Here is a 17,638-nt window from a genome sequence, read left to right on the forward strand (position 1 = left end):
TAAGTGTAGATAAAAATACCTTTTTACGAGAGTGTAAAATCCCCTATTTCTAGTGAAAATACTATTTTAAATAATGGACAGCTTTATGATATTTTTTTAGGATATTCAAGAGAGTAGCAAATATCACATCAAATTTATTTTGTACTTGTTGTAAATTCCAATTTATAGAGCTTACTCATATTTATTCAGCAATCCAAAGTCAAAAGGAGTCCATAAACAAGCTTTAAGACCACTTTGTTTAAAAGCGCTATTTACCCATGTATTACAGGTTTTATAAAAAGTATACGAACCTTTGGCATGGTAAAAATCATCACGTACTGTATATCCACTATTAGGCAAAATTATTTTTGTACTATTATTATTTTGAGCAAAAGTGTTGGTTATATATAGTTGTAATGCTTCTAATTCTTCTGGAGTTACAAAAATCTTAATCCATTTAGAACGCTTTTGTCTATATCGCTTTACTTGTATTAGGGTTTTACTTTTTAAGAAAAGTGCAGAAAAGGCATTCCTAAACGTAAGATCTTTCCACTCTGGTGTATTGAGATAAAAATCTGCATCACCCCACCCAAAAGATAAATATCGATCATGGTTATCAAACTGTAAATCTTTGGTTAATGCCGGGGTAATATTTTTTATAGGCATGATAATACTGAGATGCACACCATTTGTACTTAAATATACTACTTGTGTATCAGTATCGCTCTGTGGGGTTTTGTTTACAGTAATAAGCATACTAATCATTGCAATTATAATGTAGACTATGGGCAATAGCAAAATAATTCCAATGCCTTTGGCAATTCTTTTTAGAATGTTTCTGTATTTCATTTGTAAAAAAATAGACAAGTTAATTATTTTTTTTATTCTCATATCTATTCTGAATGGTATGAGTATAGAATTTTCTTTAGAATACGATAGTAAAAAATAATCCTGATAAAAATTATGATTTGTCGAGTTCGTTTCATGAATAGAAACAGTTTTTTTGCAGACATTCATACACTATGAAAGATAAACAAACATATTAAGTTATATATATCTGTCATGATGAAATCAACTTTTTCAATAACTTGATACAGTTCTGTACAAGTATTAGTTCCAAATCATGTGTTGATTATCTTTGCAAATATTAAATGTATACTTACTTTCGATCTGTCAACATATAATCATATACTAACTATGAAGACGTGATAACATTTTTGTATCACTATAATCAAAAACACAAAAAGAGCTGATCAAAGATCAGCTCTTTTTGTATGAATAATTTTTCAATTCAAAACTATTAAGATTCAGGATGTTTTTTTATGTTAAATTTTTTAGATGTCTTTTTCATTTTCAATGACTTCATCTATTACAGGGTCTGGATCTGGATTTGTTGTTGGGTTATTTTCTTGTGGTAAAGTTGCATCCTCAAAAGATTCAGATTCACAAGAAGAAAGGATAGCAATAAGGCTAAAGAATAATAATAATTTTTTCATAACTGTAGATTTAGGTGTTTTTTGTTTTGTTAATTTTCGGCGGCAAAAATATTTAAAAAAACAACATGAAATATTAAATTTTTCTTAATGGAATTGTGTTGATTTAACATTTTTTTTTAAATAGTATTATCAAGTTTTCAAAAGAAATAAGTGCAATATTTTCAATAACATAATGGGTAAAAGAATCTATAGCGATTTTACAAGAATTTTAACTGATTTCATTGTGAAATTATTAGCTGTTTTCTTGTATTGGAATTGTTAAAAATTAACAATTTGATAATATAAGAATGCTATAAAGGTATTTTTTTATTAAAAAATCAAAATACATGTGTTTTTAATGATAAAAGCTTAAAATTAGAGAGAGGTTTTCTATATCTTAATAAAGATTAATATGATCTAAAATTAATATGATAATTTTCACCTCTTTTTAGGTGTAGAAATTATTTTTTTATAATGATTTAGGACAAATTGATTAAATCTATATAGTGTATTGATTGGATTCAAACATTTTTCACTGCAAACAGTGGTTTAAGTATCAAATGATGACATTATTTTTATATCAAATATTTTGAACATGAAAAAAACAGTCTTTTTGGTAATGCTTCTGGCAGTTTTAATAGGAACTACTTCATGCGGTACTTCAGATTATAAGATCATAAATTCTAGTGATGTCAAACATACATTTATATTAAATTCATCAAAGAGTTTTCGAGGATATTTTTACAAAGGCTCAGATCAAGATTATCATTATTTTGCAAGTAAATGGGATTTTGAAAGCGATAATCTTTTTAAGATGAAAAAAGAAGATTTAAAAATAGAAAGTACATATCAATTTGGCAAAAAAGAAACAGAAATAGATATTATTGCTACAGATAAACTATTTGCTAAAAATGAATTTTATCAACTATACTATATCCAATAATAAAACTCTCAAAATATCTCTAATAAATGATTAAAAGTGAACTAAATAAGCTGGATGAAAATCTAAAAGAAAAACGTCCTGAATATTATAAAACATTACAACTACCATTATCGGATGATGCAATATCAAACTTAGAACAGACATATAAAGTCGTTTTGCCAAATGATCTAAAAGAGTTATATCAATGGAAAAATGGTCAACAATATGATTGCTACGCATCATTTGTTAACAACGCTATGTTTCAACCATTAGAAGAGGTGTTGCAAATTAGTAAAGAATTCAATGAAATGATTGGATATGATTTTCAAATTAAGAATTGGTGGAATGAAAATTGGTTACCGATATTTTCTAATGGAGGAGGCAGTTATTTATGTTATGATATCAAAGGAGTTTTTACAAATAAAGTAGGGCAATTGATTGAATTTTGGAAAGGCGACAATGATAGAAATGTAATCGCACCAAATTTAAGTGAGTTTTTAGGAGCATTAAATACATATTTAGTAGAAACACCTGCTACAGAATATGATTCTTATTTTGATGTATCAGATAGAATAGGGCAGTGGCGTACAACATTTATTGTTGATCAACCATTATCATAAATAAAAAGCACATGTTGGTCAAAACCTTACATGTGCTTTTTGTTTTTTAGCGAATATATATTATTGTACTGGGAATCCTCTATCTCTCATCAACGCTTCTATTTTTGCATCACGTCCTCTGAATTGCTTGTACGCCTCTGCCGGATCTATGGCATTACGAGGAGCAAAAAGATACTTAACCAATTTTTGAGCGACATCTTTATCATAAAACCCTCCCGGAGCTTCGGCAAAAGCCTCTGATGCATCCGAAGTCAATACATCTGCCCACATGTATCCGTAATATGCCGTAGCATATCCTTCTCCAGAGAATACATGTCCAAAATGAGGAGTACGGTGACGCATTACAAGTTCTTTTGGCATTTTGAGAGCAGCAAGCGTTTCTTTCTCAAAAGTATCTACATCAAGATTGGTAGGGTCAGCCAAATGTAATTTCATGTCCATAAGAGCAGAAGCTAAATACTCTGTAGTTGCAAATCCCTGATTAAAGGTAGCAGCTTTTTTAATTTTATCTACTAATGCTTGTGGCATTGGCTCTCCGGTTTTGTAATGTACCAGATAATTTTTGATCACTGGATCTGTAGATAACCAACGTTCTAATAATTGAGACTGAAATTCTGTATAATCACGCACCCCGCCATTTAATGTTGGATATTTTACTTCAGAAGCAAAGAAATGTAAGGCATGACCAAATTCGTGAAAGAATGTAGTAGCGTCATCCCAAGATACCAATACAGGTTCTCCTGGTGCAGGTTTTACAAAGTTAGAGTTATTTGAGGCTAATACTGTTTTTTTGCCTTCAAAAGTAGTGTGACTTCTATAGGTAGTAGCCCAAGCTCCAGAACGTTTTCCTGTACGTGAAAATGGGTCGAGATACCATAATCCAATATGTTCACCAGACGTTTTATCATTCACTTCCCAAACTTTTACATCTTCTTGAAAAACAGCTACTTTGCCTTCTTTTACAGGCGTAAATTTATAGTTGAATAATTCACCAGCCACAAAAAACATAGCTTCTCTTAGTTTATCTAATTGAAGATATTGTTTTACTTCATCAGAATCCAGATCATATTTCTTTTTTCGTACTTTCTCAGCATAAAATCTATAATCCCAAGGTTCTATAGTGATTTTATCGCCATTTGCATCTGCTACAGCTTGCATATCTGCAACTTCTTCTTGTACTCTGGCAATAGCAGCAGGCCATACAGCTTCCATAAGTTTCATAGCATTTTCAGGCTTTTTTGCCATACGATCTTGTAATCTCCAATCTGCATAATTATCAAACCCTAATAATCCTACTCGTTCTTTTCTAAGTTGTAAGATTTTTGCAATATTCTTGTTGTTATCTTTGTCATCACCATTGTCTCCACGAGAATAATAATTTTCCCAAACTTTTTTGCGTAGCTCACGTTCTGTAGAGTATGTTAAAAAAGGATCCATAGATGATCTGGTATTGGTAATGGCGTATTTGCCTTCTTGCCCTCTGTCTGAAGCTGCTTTTGCATATGCTTTGATCAAAGGTTCTGATAAACCATTTAATTGTTCTTTGGTCAGATAGGTTACATATCCTTCTTCATCTGCTAATACATTGTTGGAGAAACTTGTGTATAATTCAGAAAGCTCCTTGTTTATAGCAGCGTAGCGTTTCTTTTTTTCTTTATCTAATTCAGCACCATCCATAGCAAACTGGTTATAAATAAGTTCAACTACGCGTTGTTGATCAGCTTCAAGAGGTGTTTTTATAGCGTTATCATATACAGTTTTGATACGCTGAAATAGTTTTTCATTTTGTGATATTTTAGATCGAAATTCAGAGAGTTTAGGTGCCATTTCTTTTTGAATTTCTCTGAACTCAGGAGAAGACATATTTGCACTTAAGATACGGTAATAGGTAAAAACTCTATCGAGTTCTTTACCTGATTTTTCCATAGCTTCGATGGTATTTTCAAAAGTTGGTGCTTCTGTGGCATTAGCTATAGCATCAATCTCTTTAAGCCTTAGCTCCATTCCTTTTTCAATCGCCGGTTTTATGTCTGAGATATTCATCTGATCAAAAGCAGGAACTCCACCATAAGGCCCTGTCCATTCTGCTAATAATACATTAGAAGTGTCTTTTTCGGCTTTTGTCGTCATTTCTTCTTTCGTTTTTTTTGTTTCGTTACAACTAGATAAAACCACTATTGCCGATAGTGCTAATGTTTTGAATGATGTAAATTGAGGTATGGTAATCATGTATATTTGAATTTAAATTCTAAACTTGTTATTATTGACAAAAAAGATAGCATTTACAAAAAATAGCTTTCCATTTTCCCAGAAGGATCTGAATAATGGATTATCAATCATATAAACGATACTTCCGTTTCCTATTCGTGTTTCACCAAAAACCAGTGAGTTTTTTAGCTGTTTTAAGGCGTCTTCTCCAGCAAATCCTGATACATTTTCTGGTGTTTCGATTCGAGCAATATTGTATCCTTCATTAAGCAATGCAAACGAATCGTCTCCAATTTTGAGACTGAAATATGTATCGTCATACCCAAAAGCCATAGGGTGAGAAGCATCTACTTTAGTTTTAAAAATACCTCCGGTAATAAGGCTTTTAAGATTTTCGCGTTCTCTTTGATCGTATGGAGTAAGATTTCCTATAGAATCATTTTCTTGCTTTTGAGTTGTATTCTTTTTAATATCAAATCCTTTTTTACCAGCAAATACCTTTGTAGCACCCGCAAGAGTAATAATTTTTCCTCCTTTTTTGACCCAATTTGTTAGTTTTGATATGGTTTTTTGATCAAAATAACTATTGTAATACCCATCGGGTATAATAAGTACATCATAATAAGTAAGATCAATATGTTTAAAAGCATCTGTATCTATTGATGTGATAGGGAAATGAAGTTGTTGTTCAAAGAAATGCCAAATTGCTCCATAACTCAAAGAAGAAGTATAATTACCTTTGAGTACTGCAATTTTTTGATTGTTGATGAGCTTAATATCTGGAGATCCAAAATCTACTCCTCTTGTGGCAAAACTAGTATTAGCGACATATAATTTACGTTGATATTTGTTTGCTATTTTAGTAACTATCTGATCATAATTAGGGTTACTTTTATTATCACTTTTAGTAATAATTAAGCTTCCCTTTTTAAAGCGCTCATTAGTATGGCTAAAATCTTTTTCGCTAAATCGTACTTTGATGTTGTTTTGTAGCAACTCTGCCATAAAGGAAGCATCTTTGATATCATTCCATTTTGCAATATATCCAGCGGCTTTTGGATCAGGTGTATTTGTAATGGTGCCGATTTGTTTTGTATGATTTGCAGGAACTAAAGTAGTTGATGCAATCGCATCTAACCCATAGGCATAAGGAATACTCCATGCAGTAATATCATAAGTAAGGGGTTCACTTAGCTTGGCATTAGGTTCAAATAATACTTTGACCATTTTGCCTTTGGGCTGATTTGTACTTACTACAAGTGCTCCTTTGGCATTTATACTTCCGTTTTTGGAAGTTTTAAAATTGAATCCTGAAACTTTTGTAGCGTCTGTAAAGCCATATTTGATGTCGTGTTTGTCAAGAAGAGAAATAAGAGAATTGATTTTGTCAGAAGACCCTTTTAATACATAACTTTTGTATTTGAGATCGTTGTTAATAAAGAATTTTTTGAACTCACTATTCAGCTCTTCAGCTTGCTTTGATGATATTTCTACGGTTGATAATCCTGTGGTGGTATGATGTGATACTCTGTCTTTAAGTGTAAGTACATAACCCTCATCGGTTTGTATGGCTAATCCTGATCTACCATGACCGGCTTGCTCATAAGTCATTCCTATAGCTCCCATAAAAGTAGGATAGGTATCGCCATAACTTGGGTATAAGAGATCAAAACGTTCTCGAGTAAAGAACAACCAACCATTTTGATCAAAATATCTGGCATGGTTTTTACCGATTTGAGTTTGAAAATCTCTCTGCCATGGAGTAATAATCTCATGAAAAGGTTCTGCCGCCGGTGCAAAATAGTAAGGTTCGTTGATTCCTTGTTCATGAAAATCTACGTGTACGTGTGGTAACCATTTATTATAAACATCAAGGCGTTGTTGTGTTTCTACTTGTGTTGCCCATGCCCAATCTCGGTTGAGGTCAAAAAGGTAATGATTGGGCCTTCCGCCAGGCCAGGGTTCATTATGTTCTGTAGCATTTTGATCTGTATTAAAGGGAGTTGCCTTAACTTGATTATACCAGTTAGCATAACGGTCACGACCATCTGGATTGACACAAGGGTCTATAATAACGATTGTATTTTGTAACCATTCAGATTTTTGAGTAATTAATTCATAAACGGTTTGCATGGCAGCTTCTGTACTAGAAGCTTCATTACCATGTACATTGTAGCTTAACCACACAACTGCAACTTTTGGATTTGCTGTACCCTCTATGATACCTGTATTTTTCAGGTGTTCTATTCTAATGTTCTCTATGTTTTTGATATTTTCTTCAGAAGATATAATGGCATAAGTGAGTGGTCGCCGTTCATTGGTTTTGCCATATGTATGATAGGTCACTTTTTTGGAGTATTTGGCAATATGATCAAAATATCTAACTACATCAGCATGACGTGTAAATTGCGCTCCAATTGAGTAGCCTAAAAAGTCCGTGGGGGATTGTAATGAGTTTTGAGAAAAGGTTAAAGAAGTAATTCCGACAAAAAGTATGAACACTATTTTTTTCATAGAAATAATTAATTGTAATGTTGAAAGTTTCTCCTTATTGATATCATTCTATTGGAGAAGTCGTAAAATACCGAGTAATATTTAGCTGATATGGTTTATTAACTAAAATTTAAGATTTAGAAAGCTTTAAAATTTAATTACTAAAGATTGATATGATAACAGTGATAAAAATGATGCGAAATTAAAACTCAAAACCATAATTTGTTAAAGAAAAAACAAAAAGCTACACATGAACTTACAATCTGATGTATATTTAACCTTTCAAAAAACATATATTTATGCCTAGTGACTGTATTCCGTTTCGTGATACGAACTACTTTTCATCTCTTATTTGTGATTATTTAGAACAAAAAGAAGTTTTACACCCTTTTTATAATCGTTTTCCTGATTTAGAAAATTTTGAAGCTCAAATCGAAGAGAAAAAGCAGTCTTTTACTTTAGAAACTCGAAAAGTATTAGTAGAAGCACTGCAGCAACAATATAAAGATGTAACAACAACAGAAGCTACTTTGCAACATATAGAAAGCTTAGAAGATTCTAATACATTTACAATAGTAACAGGGCATCAACTTAATCTTTTCACCGGGCCATTATATTTTTTATATAAAATTATTTCTACAATTAATCTGACCAAAATATTAAAGGAGAAATACTCAGATCATAATTTTGTTCCGATATATTGGATGGCGACAGAAGATCATGATTTTGATGAGATTAATTACTTTAACCTTTTTGGAAAAAAGGTTCAGTGGAATCGTCATGACGGAGGAGCAGTAGGGGTTTTTGATACAGAAGGGTTGGATAAAGTTTTTAAAGTATTTGCAGATATGATTGGTTCTAGTCGTAATGCGGAAACATTAAAAGCAATGTTTAAAAAAGCATACCTAGAGCATGATACACTTACGGCAGCGACACGATATCTTGCAAATGAATTATTTGGAACATATGGTTTAGTAATTATTGATGGAGATGATCATAAACTAAAACGTCTTTTTATACCATATGTAGAAAAGGAGATTGTATCACAAACAAGTCATACACATGTCCTGCCAAAAGCAAATGAACTACAAAGTACAGGGTATAAGGTACAGGTGAACCCGAGAGAAATCAACTTGTTTTATCTTGCAGAAGGGTTAAGAGAAAGAATCATAGAAGAAGAAGGTAGATATCATGTAAATGATACTGATATTTCTTGGGATAAAGAAGAATTGATAAAACATTTACATCAAGCACCAGAAAAATTTAGTCCTAATGTAATGATGCGTCCTTTGTACCAAGAAGTAATTTTACCTAATCTATGTTATATAGGCGGTGGTGGAGAATTGGCATACTGGCTAGAATTAAAAGAATATTTCAAGGCTGTAGAAGTGATATTTCCGATGTTATTATTACGCAATTCAGTATTGATACAAACAGAAAAGCAAGCAGAAAAAATAAAGAAATTAAATGTTTCTGATACAGAATTATTCTTAAAACAACATGAACTCATCAATAGAAAAGTTCGTCAGATTTCTAATATAGATATCAATTTTGATCCACAACGTAAATACCTCAAAGAACAATTTGAAGCAATGTATACAGTTGCTGAACAGACTGATGTCACTTTTGGTAATGCTGTAAAAGCACAAGAAATCAAGCAATTAAAAGGATTGGATGTGCTTGAGAAAAGATTATTAAAAGCACAACGACGTAAATTGAGTGATCATGTAAAGCGATTAACAAGTATACAGAATGAATTATTCCCTAATCAGAGTTTACAAGAGCGTAACAAAAACTTTTCTGAATTATATTTAGAATATGGAGAAGAATTGATTCCTGTATTGATAAATACTTTGAATCCTCTAAAAGGAGAATTTACAATTTTAAAGCTACCTTAGGGAACCAAAAAAGTATGTTTCCAGCTTCTGTTTTCTTTATTAAAGAGTAACCGAATATGATTAGGCCTTTTTAAGCGTAAATACTCAATACGATTTGGTTCAAGCTGTATTGCAGAAAAGAAATGCTTACTTTCTAGAAAATCTATCTCATTTGGATTTTTGATTTGCTCTCCCGGCGCTAATCGAGAAGTATAGTCTTTTCTCGATTTTTGAGGAATATTCTTCCAGATGTTTCTCAGTGTAAAATCATCTGTAATAATAGAAGCTTTTGCCTGTATAGAAATCTGTAGTAAGCGCTCAGTATCCATAAACAAAAGACTTACATTGTTATTATCTTGAATATGTGTTATTTTTTTTGATCTTTTGTCGGTATATATAGTAAACTGTAATTCGTCGTTAGCTTCTCTTAATACGACTGTTCTCATTCTTGGAATACCATTATAGTCTGAAGTAGCCAATGTAAAATATCGAAAAGGGTGCCTACTGGTTTTGGTAGCATTTTTAAGGTCATTGACCATAGAAGAGAAAATAATATTATTCATAGAGGATAAGAGTTTTTTTAGTGTATTATAAAGTTAGTTATTTTGGAAGCTACAATCAAAAAGAGGGTTAAATTTTTAGATACCTTTTTGATAATTTGATCAATTTTTTCATTTAGGACACCTAAATTGAGTAAAGGATTAATGTCTATTGTAATGACATCTCTATTTTTACATTCATGATTTGGGTTATTTTTTGATCACATTGAGATTAAAGCAGAAAAAAAGCGATCAACAGGAGAAAAAATACCTGAAATTAGTGTTGCTTTTTTAAAATTAACGTCCTTGTTGAAAATTATCTAATTTAGGATTTCAGGGTTATCAATTTAATTTTATTTTTGCCTATGCAAAACAACGTACTTATTTTAGATTTTGGATCGCAATATACTCAGCTTATTGCACGAAGAGTAAGAGAATTAAATATTTATTGCGAAATTCACCCTTATAACAAATTACCAGAGCATGTTTCAGATTTTAAGGCTGTGATCTTATCAGGATCTCCTTTTTCTGTAAGAAGTGAAGATGCTCCTCATCCGGACCTTTCAGAAATAAGAGGTAAGAAGCCGCTATTGGCAGTCTGTTACGGAGCACAATACTTAGCCCATTTTAGTGGAGGAGAAGTTGCACCGTCTAATACAAGAGAATATGGGAGAGCAAATCTATCTTTCGTTAAAGAAAATGAACAGTTTTTTGCAGGAATTGATATAGGGTCTCAAGTATGGATGAGTCATAGCGATACAATAAAACAGTTACCATCTGGAGCTGTAAAACTGGCAAGTACCAGTGATGTAGAGAATGCAGCGTATAGAATCGAAGATGAAGATACTTATGCTATTCAGTTTCATCCCGAAGTGTACCATTCTACAGATGGAAAAAAATTGCTGGAAAACTTTTTGTTACAAATAGCAGGGGTGCAACCTGATTGGACTCCTAACTCTTTTGTGGATGTTACAGTAGCCGAATTAAAGGAGAAATTGGGTAATGACAAAGTTGTATTAGGATTAAGTGGCGGTGTGGACTCCACAGTAGCAGCGGTTTTATTACACAAAGCAATAGGAGCAAACTTACATTGTATATTTGTTAATAATGGATTATTACGTAAAAATGAGTTTTCTGCGGTACTTAATCGTTATGAAGGTATGGGGCTCAATGTAAAAGGAGTAGATGCTTCGGCACGTTTTTTGGAAGCCTTAGCCGGAGAAAGTGATCCTGAAAAAAAACGTAAAATTATAGGAAATATCTTTATTGATGTTTTTGATGATGAAGCACATAAAATTGAAGACGCTAAATGGTTAGGACAAGGTACTATTTATCCTGATGTAATAGAATCTATTTCTGTAAATGGTCCTTCTGCTACTATCAAATCGCATCATAATGTTGGAGGTTTACCTGATTTTATGAAACTTAAAGTAGTAGAGCCTTTACGAATGTTATTTAAAGATGAAGTGCGTAGAGTAGGAGCATCTATGGGACTTGATCCGGAACTATTAGGAAGACATCCTTTTCCCGGACCCGGACTTGCAATTAGGATTCTAGGAGATATTACTTCAGAAAAAGTAAATATTTTGCAAGAAGTAGATGCTATTTTTATTAATGGTTTAAAAGAAAATGGCTTGTATGATAAAGTTTGGCAGGCAGGAGCTATTTTATTACCTGTACAGAGTGTCGGAGTAATGGGAGATGAAAGAACATACGAGAATTGTGTGGCACTTAGAGCCGTAGAAAGTACGGATGGGATGACAGCAGATTGGGTGAATTTGCCTTATGAGTTTTTACAAAAAACTTCTAATGCAATAATAAACAGGGTAAAAGGCGTTAATAGAGTAGTATATGATATTAGCTCTAAACCGCCTGCAACGATTGAGTGGGAATAGGCAAGACCAATTTTTGCCAGATTAAAGGGATTTTAAAAAAAGTAAATAATACTACAGTACATGAAAAAGTTTTTAGTGGTCTTTCTATTGTTTTTTGTATATGTTTCAACATACGCTCAACAATATAAGAGTCATAAAGTAGCCAAAGGTGAAAATGTATATAGAATTGCAAAACGATACAATACAACGCCCGAAGCCATATATAAAATCAATCCTACTGCAAAAGATGGGATTAAAGAAGGACAAATTCTTGCGATACCGGTTGCCAATAATGAAGAGTACAAAACCCATACAGTAGCAAAAGGTGATACGGTTTATAGTTTAGCTAAACAATATGGAATTACTGTAGAAAATATATATCTCCTTAATCCCGAAGCCGCAAATGGAATCAATATAGGGCAAGTACTTAATGTAGGTAAAATAGAAGAAAAAAATAATCAAGATACTGTTGAAAGTACTCCTGATGATAATAAAGATAGTGTTTTAGAAAATCTAAAAGCAACTTCAAATGAGCCTATTCGTTTTATAACTCATAAGGTAAAAAGAAAAGAAACTCTATATGGGATTTCTAGAAAATATAAAATTACTGTAGAAGATATTAAGAAATATAATAAGAGATTATATTCTGAGCAGATCAAAAAGAAGGACAAAATTAGAATACCAGTTTATGCTGATGATAGAATAGAAAACCCAATACAAATAGATAGTACAGATTCTAGAGTTACCACTACTACAAAGTATAAAATACAACCTAAGGATACAAAGTATAGTATTGCTAGAAGACATGGTATTACAGTTGAAGAACTAGAACAGTTAAATCCTGATTTGGGTGAAGGTTTTCCTGTTGGGAAAGAAATTATTGTACCGACATCTGTTTTTGTTTCTCTCAAAGAAACATTACGACCAGGTTTTGAACTTTATAAAGTAAAACCCAAAGAAACAATTTTTGGTATTTTAAAGCGTACAGGCCTATCTTCTGATTCATTATTTAAAATGAATCCATATCTCAAAGATGGTCTCAAAGAAGGAATGGTTATAACAATACCAAAAGATACCTTATCGATAACTATTGAAGAAGGAACATATCTTAATCTTGAGAAAAATCTGTATAACTTTAAACCAAAAAAACTAGCAGTAATGCTCCCTTTTTCATTAGATACGTTAAACCTAAATGCTAGAAAGAATGTAGAAGGGTATCTAAAAAGAAAAGAAAGTTTGAGAATTGCGTTAGACCTATATAGTGGTATTCTAATAGCTGCAGATTCTGCAAAAACCAAAGGAATAACAACAGAGCTTAATATTTTTGATACCAAAAAGAATAATAATAAAAAGCTGATCAAACAATTAATGGATCAGCAAGATTTTGAAAATACTGATGCGATAATTGGTCCTCTCTATCAAAGTAATTTGGAGGTTGTTGCATCAGAGCTCAAAAAGTATAATATACCTGTTTTTTCGCCGGCTTCCAGAAGAGAGTCAAAACAATATGATAACTTTTTTCAGACACGACCCACGAATACAATGCTTCAAGACAAAATAATTTCTTTTGTAAAAAAGGATTCTACTAACAAAAATATTGTGATCATTGTACAAAAGGGTAAAAAGCATGAAGAAGTTAAATCCAAACTGGTAAGTGCGTTTCCAAATGCAAAGATTCCTAGAATTGAAGAAGGTAATTATGTGTATGAGGTTAGATTAAATAGAGTTCTTGATAGAAATAAACCAAACTGGGTGTTTTTAGAATCTGATGATGTAGCTATGATAAGTAATGTTATTCCTTTACTAAATGCAAAAGCAGAAAGTCATAAGATAACATTATTTACAACGAATAAAAATGGGGCATATGATAATGACAATATAAAAAACGAACATTTATCAAGAGTTCATTTGCATTACCCTTCTGTAAATAAGGAATTTAATAATAATGAGCTTAAAGTTAAAGAAGGAGAAGAAATAGAGCTTACACCATTTGTAAAAAGATATAAAAAGCAATACGGTATTAAACCTAATAAATGGGTAGTACGAGGATTTGATATTGCATATGATATTTTGATGCGATTAGGAACTGCAGACGATGTATATCATTCTGCTTCTATAAACGGAACAACAGAATATGTAGAAAATAAGTTTAATTATTCTAAGAAGCCGCAAGGTGGTTATCAAAATAATGCAGCGTATCTGATTAAGTTTGATAATGATCTAGAACTTAAACTTGTGGAATAAATACTGTTTTTATTTGAGGTATATTTTAAGGTAAAATATACCTCAAATAGTTTACAAGTAATAATCAAGAAATTTATTTATTGCTTAAAATAAATTATATTTTCATATTCAAAAAAAAAATATTTTTATATATCTTTGAATATGTTGAAGTTATGTTTTTGTGAAAAAAATGCCATCTTTCAACAGAATACAAGTATTACAAAATACTTAGGGAAATAATAACAAAATAAATTGATTTCTAAATATTGTAATTTTTTTAAAATACATGTATATTTAGAAAATATTAAGTAATAAATTGTTTATAGTATACTAACAATATTTGCCCCATATTGTTTACTCCTAGTATATCTATAGACTAATAAAATATAACTTTTAGTTGGGCATAATTGGTTGCAATTATGGGTAAATATCTTACTATTGTTTTAATTTTATTTTTTTCCAACAATAATGGATATGTAGGAAAATTCTCTTATACAGAAAGAAGCGAGTTAGCTTGGTCTGATTTTAGAGGTAGACCTGATATAGGGAGCCATTTTGATGCAAGCGTTAATACTGGCATTACTTATCAATGGTCATATGGTAAAGATAAGGGTGCGATAGAATTAAATTATCAAGTAGACAGTTTCTGTTATCCTTCATTATCTTGGGTCAAAAAAGGACAAATGTCTGATGACCTGTTATCCCATGAACAACTTCATTTTGATATCTCTGAATTACATGCTCGTATTATGAGAAAGAGATTAAAAGAATATAAAGCAGGAAAAAACATTAGAAGAGATCTCAATAAAATGTATAAACTTGTAGAAAGAATGAGAATAATAATGCAAGAAAGATATGATGAAGAGACAGATCATTCTAAAAATAAAGAAGGACAAAAAAAATGGGAAAAGAAAGTAGAAACATTAATGTGGTATTATAGAGATTATGCTAATTAATATCCTTTCTCTTATACTTTAGAAATGGAAATTGGACTTCAAAGAGATTTTTTAGTTAAGCTTGCCCATACAAAAATGCCTTTTGGCAAATACAAAGACAGATACCTTATAGACTTACCAGAATATTACTTAGTTTGGTATCATAACAAAGGTTTTCCGAAAGGAACACTTGGACAACAGTTACAAACGGTATACGAACTAAAGATTAATGGTTTAGAACATCTGATTAGAAATATTAAAGAATTTTAATTAATTTTTATTCACTATATATTATATAATGATATGAGATTATACCAAAAAAAGAAAGAGGTATATGCCATATACCTCTTTCTTTTTTTATAAGTATAAATGAATCTAATGATTCTGTTATAAGACTAGACTTAAGATATCGATTCTTCGATTTCGTTAAAGATGTCGAGATCTACTTGGTTTTTTATCAAGTCTTCAAAAGTTTCGCGTTTACGAATTAGATGAGCTTTTCCCTCATGCCACAGCACTTCTGCCGGACGATACCTTGAGTTGTAATTACTAGTCATAGAAAAACAATAAGCACCAGCATTTTTAAAAGCTAAAATATCACTTTCCTTGATTTCAGAAATTCTTCGATTAGTTGCAAAAGTATCCGTTTCGCAAATATAACCTACTACAGAATAAAAACGTTCTTTACCATTAGGATTAGAGATATTTATAATTTCATGATGAGAATTATAGAACATAGGTCGGATAAGATGATTAAAGCCTGTATCGATACCAGCAAAAACAGTAGAAGTTGTTTGTTTTACTACATTTACTTTTGCTAAGAAATATCCAGCATCACTTACCAAAAACTTACCTGGTTCAAAACCAAGAGTAAGTTCTTTTCCGTATTCTTTACAAAAATCATTGAATCTCTTTGTAAGTTTTGTTCCAAATTCTTCAATATTAGTTTCAATATCGCCTGCTTTATAAGGGACTTTAAAACCACTTCCAAAGTCAATAAAGTCTAAATTCTTAAAATGCTTTGCGGTATCAAAAAGTATTTCACTAGCATATAGAAAAACTTCAATATCGAGAATATCACTTCCTGTATGCATGTGGATACCATTGATATTCATTCCTGTATTTTCTACAATCCTAAGGATATGAGGTATTTGATGTATAGAGATACCGAATTTACTATCGATATGTCCTACAGAAATTTTACTATTACCTCCAGCCAGTACATGAGGATTGATTCTTATACATACTGGTACATTAGGATGCTTAGTCCCAAACTGTTCCAGTATTGATAGATTATCAATATTAATTTGTACGCCTAATGCAGAGACACTCTCAATTTCTTCAAGAGATACACCATTTGGAGTAAAAATAATATCGTTGGGATTAACCCCTGCTTTAAGCCCTAATTGTACCTCTTGTATAGAAACAGTATCCAAACCTGCACCTAAAGAATTCATTAGCTTTAATATGGCAATATTGGATAAAGCCTTAACTGCATAATTGAGTTTTAACCGTTTGACCTTTTGAAAAGCTTTTGATAAACGATTATATTGAGAGATGATTTTTGAAGAATCATAAACATATACAGGACTCCCATACTCTTTTGCAATAGCTAATAAATTTTCATTTTCCATTTTGTTTCTAATTTAAGCCCACGAAATTATTAATAAATTAGAAATTCTAACAGCTTCAAAAGAAAAAAATCCATTAGAATACTCTTTTTTTCTAGTTTTTTAACTTGTGTTTATGCGATAAGAATCATGTTAATTAGTATTTTTAATAAAAAATTATGCTACCTCTATTTCCTTTACAAACAGTAGTTTTTCCAGGAGAACACTTGTCCTTACATATCTTTGAAGAAAGATATCAGCAATTAATCAATGATTGTGAAGAAAATCATATTTCGTTTGGGATTCCTACTTTTATTAATAACAAAATCGATTATGGAACAGAAGTACGGCTAGAAAAAATAGTAAAAAGATATCCTAATGGTGAAAGTGATATTATTTGTTTGGGGACACGAATTTTTAGAGTTACTAATTTTTACCAGCAATACCCAGGTAAATTATATGCCGGAGGAGAAGTAGAGTTTTTAGGTGATGATGATAATACTGCAGAAGAATTACAGAAAGAGTTATTGCGTAATATAACTATTCTTTATGTAGAATTGACGATAGAAAACCCTCCTGTATTTGATATCCCCTTTGTAAGTTATCAAGTTGCTCATAAGATAGGATTAGCTTTACATCAAGAATATCATTTGTTAACACTTCGAAATGAATTGGAAAGACTTAATTATCTTATTGCCCATCTTAAAACAACAATCCCAGTTGTTAGAGAAATGAATAGAGCAAAAGAAGTTATTAAAATGAATGGTCATTTTAAAAATTTTGACCCTTTAGATTTCAAAGATTTTACAGTATAATTTTCAAAACCACTTAAGAATTTGATACTACAATTTTTGACATGATTTGTTAATAGTTTTTTATTTTA

Annotated in this window: 14 protein-coding genes; 8 read left to right on the plus strand and 6 right to left on the minus strand. The window is 31.3% G+C overall.

Features of this window, described 5'->3' with window-relative positions:
* Positions 1–171: 171 nt before the first annotated feature.
* Together FHK87_RS17605 and FHK87_RS26330 are read right to left on the minus strand one after the other, a co-directional pair.
* A complete protein-coding gene (locus FHK87_RS17605) occupies positions 172–828 on the minus strand; it encodes a DUF2459 domain-containing protein (RefSeq protein WP_140595078.1) in 657 nt (218 codons plus the stop codon).
* Between the two features lie 485 nt (positions 829–1,313).
* Positions 1,314–1,475, minus strand: coding sequence for a membrane lipoprotein lipid attachment site-containing protein (locus tag FHK87_RS26330; RefSeq protein ID WP_226294306.1), 162 nt, complete (start codon positions 1,473–1,475; stop codon positions 1,314–1,316).
* A 574-nt stretch (positions 1,476–2,049) separates the two neighbouring features.
* Between FHK87_RS26330 and FHK87_RS17610 the strand changes: the two genes are divergently transcribed.
* Together FHK87_RS17610 and FHK87_RS17615 are read left to right on the plus strand one after the other, a co-directional pair.
* Positions 2,050–2,397, plus strand: a complete 348-nt coding sequence (locus FHK87_RS17610; RefSeq protein ID WP_140595079.1) for a hypothetical protein — start codon at positions 2,050–2,052, stop codon at positions 2,395–2,397.
* A gap of 26 nt (positions 2,398–2,423) precedes the next feature.
* Positions 2,424–2,996, plus strand: a complete 573-nt coding sequence (locus FHK87_RS17615; protein WP_140595080.1) for an SMI1/KNR4 family protein — start codon at positions 2,424–2,426, stop codon at positions 2,994–2,996.
* 60 nt (positions 2,997–3,056) lie between these two features.
* Here the strand turns inward: FHK87_RS17615 and FHK87_RS17620 are convergent, their stop codons facing one another.
* Together FHK87_RS17620 and FHK87_RS17625 are read right to left on the minus strand one after the other, a co-directional pair.
* A complete protein-coding gene (locus FHK87_RS17620; RefSeq protein ID WP_140595081.1) occupies positions 3,057–5,225 on the minus strand; it encodes a M3 family metallopeptidase in 2,169 nt (722 codons plus the stop codon).
* 12 nt (positions 5,226–5,237) lie between these two features.
* A complete protein-coding gene (locus tag FHK87_RS17625) occupies positions 5,238–7,718 on the minus strand; it encodes a M14 metallopeptidase family protein (RefSeq protein ID WP_140595082.1) in 2,481 nt (826 codons plus the stop codon).
* Between the two features lie 278 nt (positions 7,719–7,996).
* Between FHK87_RS17625 and bshC the strand changes: the two genes are divergently transcribed.
* A complete protein-coding gene (bshC, locus tag FHK87_RS17630) occupies positions 7,997–9,595 on the plus strand; it encodes a bacillithiol biosynthesis cysteine-adding enzyme BshC (RefSeq protein ID WP_140595083.1) in 1,599 nt (532 codons plus the stop codon).
* Here bshC and FHK87_RS17635 read toward each other — a convergent pair.
* Complete coding sequence (locus FHK87_RS17635; RefSeq protein WP_140595084.1) at positions 9,592–10,137, minus strand: pyridoxamine 5'-phosphate oxidase family protein; 546 nt, start codon at positions 10,135–10,137, stop codon at positions 9,592–9,594. The genes bshC and FHK87_RS17635 overlap by 4 nt on opposite strands.
* Positions 10,138–10,478: 341 nt before the next feature.
* Between FHK87_RS17635 and guaA the strand changes: the two genes are divergently transcribed.
* From guaA to FHK87_RS17655, 4 genes are all read left to right on the plus strand, one after another.
* Positions 10,479–12,008, plus strand: a complete 1,530-nt coding sequence (guaA, locus tag FHK87_RS17640; protein WP_140595085.1) for a glutamine-hydrolyzing GMP synthase — start codon at positions 10,479–10,481, stop codon at positions 12,006–12,008.
* A gap of 60 nt (positions 12,009–12,068) precedes the next feature.
* Positions 12,069–14,231, plus strand: coding sequence for a LysM peptidoglycan-binding domain-containing protein (locus FHK87_RS17645; RefSeq protein WP_140595086.1), 2,163 nt, complete (start codon positions 12,069–12,071; stop codon positions 14,229–14,231).
* A gap of 398 nt (positions 14,232–14,629) precedes the next feature.
* Positions 14,630–15,166 (plus strand): DUF922 domain-containing protein, encoded by a 537-nt coding sequence (locus tag FHK87_RS17650; RefSeq protein WP_140595087.1) that lies wholly within the window; start codon positions 14,630–14,632, stop codon positions 15,164–15,166.
* Between the two features lie 24 nt (positions 15,167–15,190).
* Complete coding sequence (locus tag FHK87_RS17655; RefSeq protein ID WP_140595088.1) at positions 15,191–15,415, plus strand: DUF3820 family protein; 225 nt, start codon at positions 15,191–15,193, stop codon at positions 15,413–15,415.
* A 131-nt stretch (positions 15,416–15,546) separates the two neighbouring features.
* Here FHK87_RS17655 and lysA read toward each other — a convergent pair whose 3' ends face one another.
* Complete coding sequence (lysA, locus tag FHK87_RS17660; protein ID WP_140595089.1) at positions 15,547–16,779, minus strand: diaminopimelate decarboxylase; 1,233 nt, start codon at positions 16,777–16,779, stop codon at positions 15,547–15,549.
* 155 nt (positions 16,780–16,934) lie between these two features.
* Between lysA and FHK87_RS17665 the strand changes: the two genes are divergently transcribed.
* Positions 16,935–17,570 carry an LON peptidase substrate-binding domain-containing protein gene (locus FHK87_RS17665; RefSeq protein ID WP_140595090.1) on the plus strand — a complete coding sequence of 212 codons (636 nt, stop codon included), beginning with the start codon at positions 16,935–16,937 and terminating at the stop codon, positions 17,568–17,570.
* Positions 17,571–17,638: the final 68 nt, after the last annotated feature.

The organism is Aquimarina algicola (genome assembly GCF_006443095.1).
GTDB classification, from domain to species: Bacteria; Bacteroidota; Bacteroidia; order Flavobacteriales; family Flavobacteriaceae; genus Aquimarina; species Aquimarina algicola.

What these genes read in the sequence shown, in the direction of transcription:
- lysA (WP_140595089.1), bottom strand. Translation starts at nt 16,779, where the DNA reads ATGGAAAATGAAAATTTATTAGCTATTGCAAAAGAGTATGGGAGTCCT.
- FHK87_RS17620 (WP_140595081.1), bottom strand. Translation starts at nt 5,225, where the DNA reads ATGATTACCATACCTCAATTTACATCATTCAAAACATTAGCACTATCG.
- FHK87_RS17610 (WP_140595079.1), top strand. Translation starts at nt 2,050, where the DNA reads ATGAAAAAAACAGTCTTTTTGGTAATGCTTCTGGCAGTTTTAATAGGA.
- FHK87_RS17650 (WP_140595087.1), top strand. Translation starts at nt 14,630, where the DNA reads ATGGGTAAATATCTTACTATTGTTTTAATTTTATTTTTTTCCAACAAT.
- guaA (WP_140595085.1), top strand. Translation starts at nt 10,479, where the DNA reads ATGCAAAACAACGTACTTATTTTAGATTTTGGATCGCAATATACTCAG.
- FHK87_RS17615 (WP_140595080.1), top strand. Translation starts at nt 2,424, where the DNA reads ATGATTAAAAGTGAACTAAATAAGCTGGATGAAAATCTAAAAGAAAAA.
- FHK87_RS17655 (WP_140595088.1), top strand. Translation starts at nt 15,191, where the DNA reads ATGGAAATTGGACTTCAAAGAGATTTTTTAGTTAAGCTTGCCCATACA.
- FHK87_RS26330 (WP_226294306.1), bottom strand. Translation starts at nt 1,475, where the DNA reads ATGAAAAAATTATTATTATTCTTTAGCCTTATTGCTATCCTTTCTTCT.
- FHK87_RS17665 (WP_140595090.1), top strand. Translation starts at nt 16,935, where the DNA reads ATGCTACCTCTATTTCCTTTACAAACAGTAGTTTTTCCAGGAGAACAC.
- FHK87_RS17645 (WP_140595086.1), top strand. Translation starts at nt 12,069, where the DNA reads ATGAAAAAGTTTTTAGTGGTCTTTCTATTGTTTTTTGTATATGTTTCA.
- FHK87_RS17635 (WP_140595084.1), bottom strand. Translation starts at nt 10,137, where the DNA reads ATGAATAATATTATTTTCTCTTCTATGGTCAATGACCTTAAAAATGCT.
- FHK87_RS17605 (WP_140595078.1), bottom strand. Translation starts at nt 828, where the DNA reads ATGAAATACAGAAACATTCTAAAAAGAATTGCCAAAGGCATTGGAATT.
- FHK87_RS17625 (WP_140595082.1), bottom strand. Translation starts at nt 7,718, where the DNA reads ATGAAAAAAATAGTGTTCATACTTTTTGTCGGAATTACTTCTTTAACC.
- bshC (WP_140595083.1), top strand. Translation starts at nt 7,997, where the DNA reads ATGCCTAGTGACTGTATTCCGTTTCGTGATACGAACTACTTTTCATCT.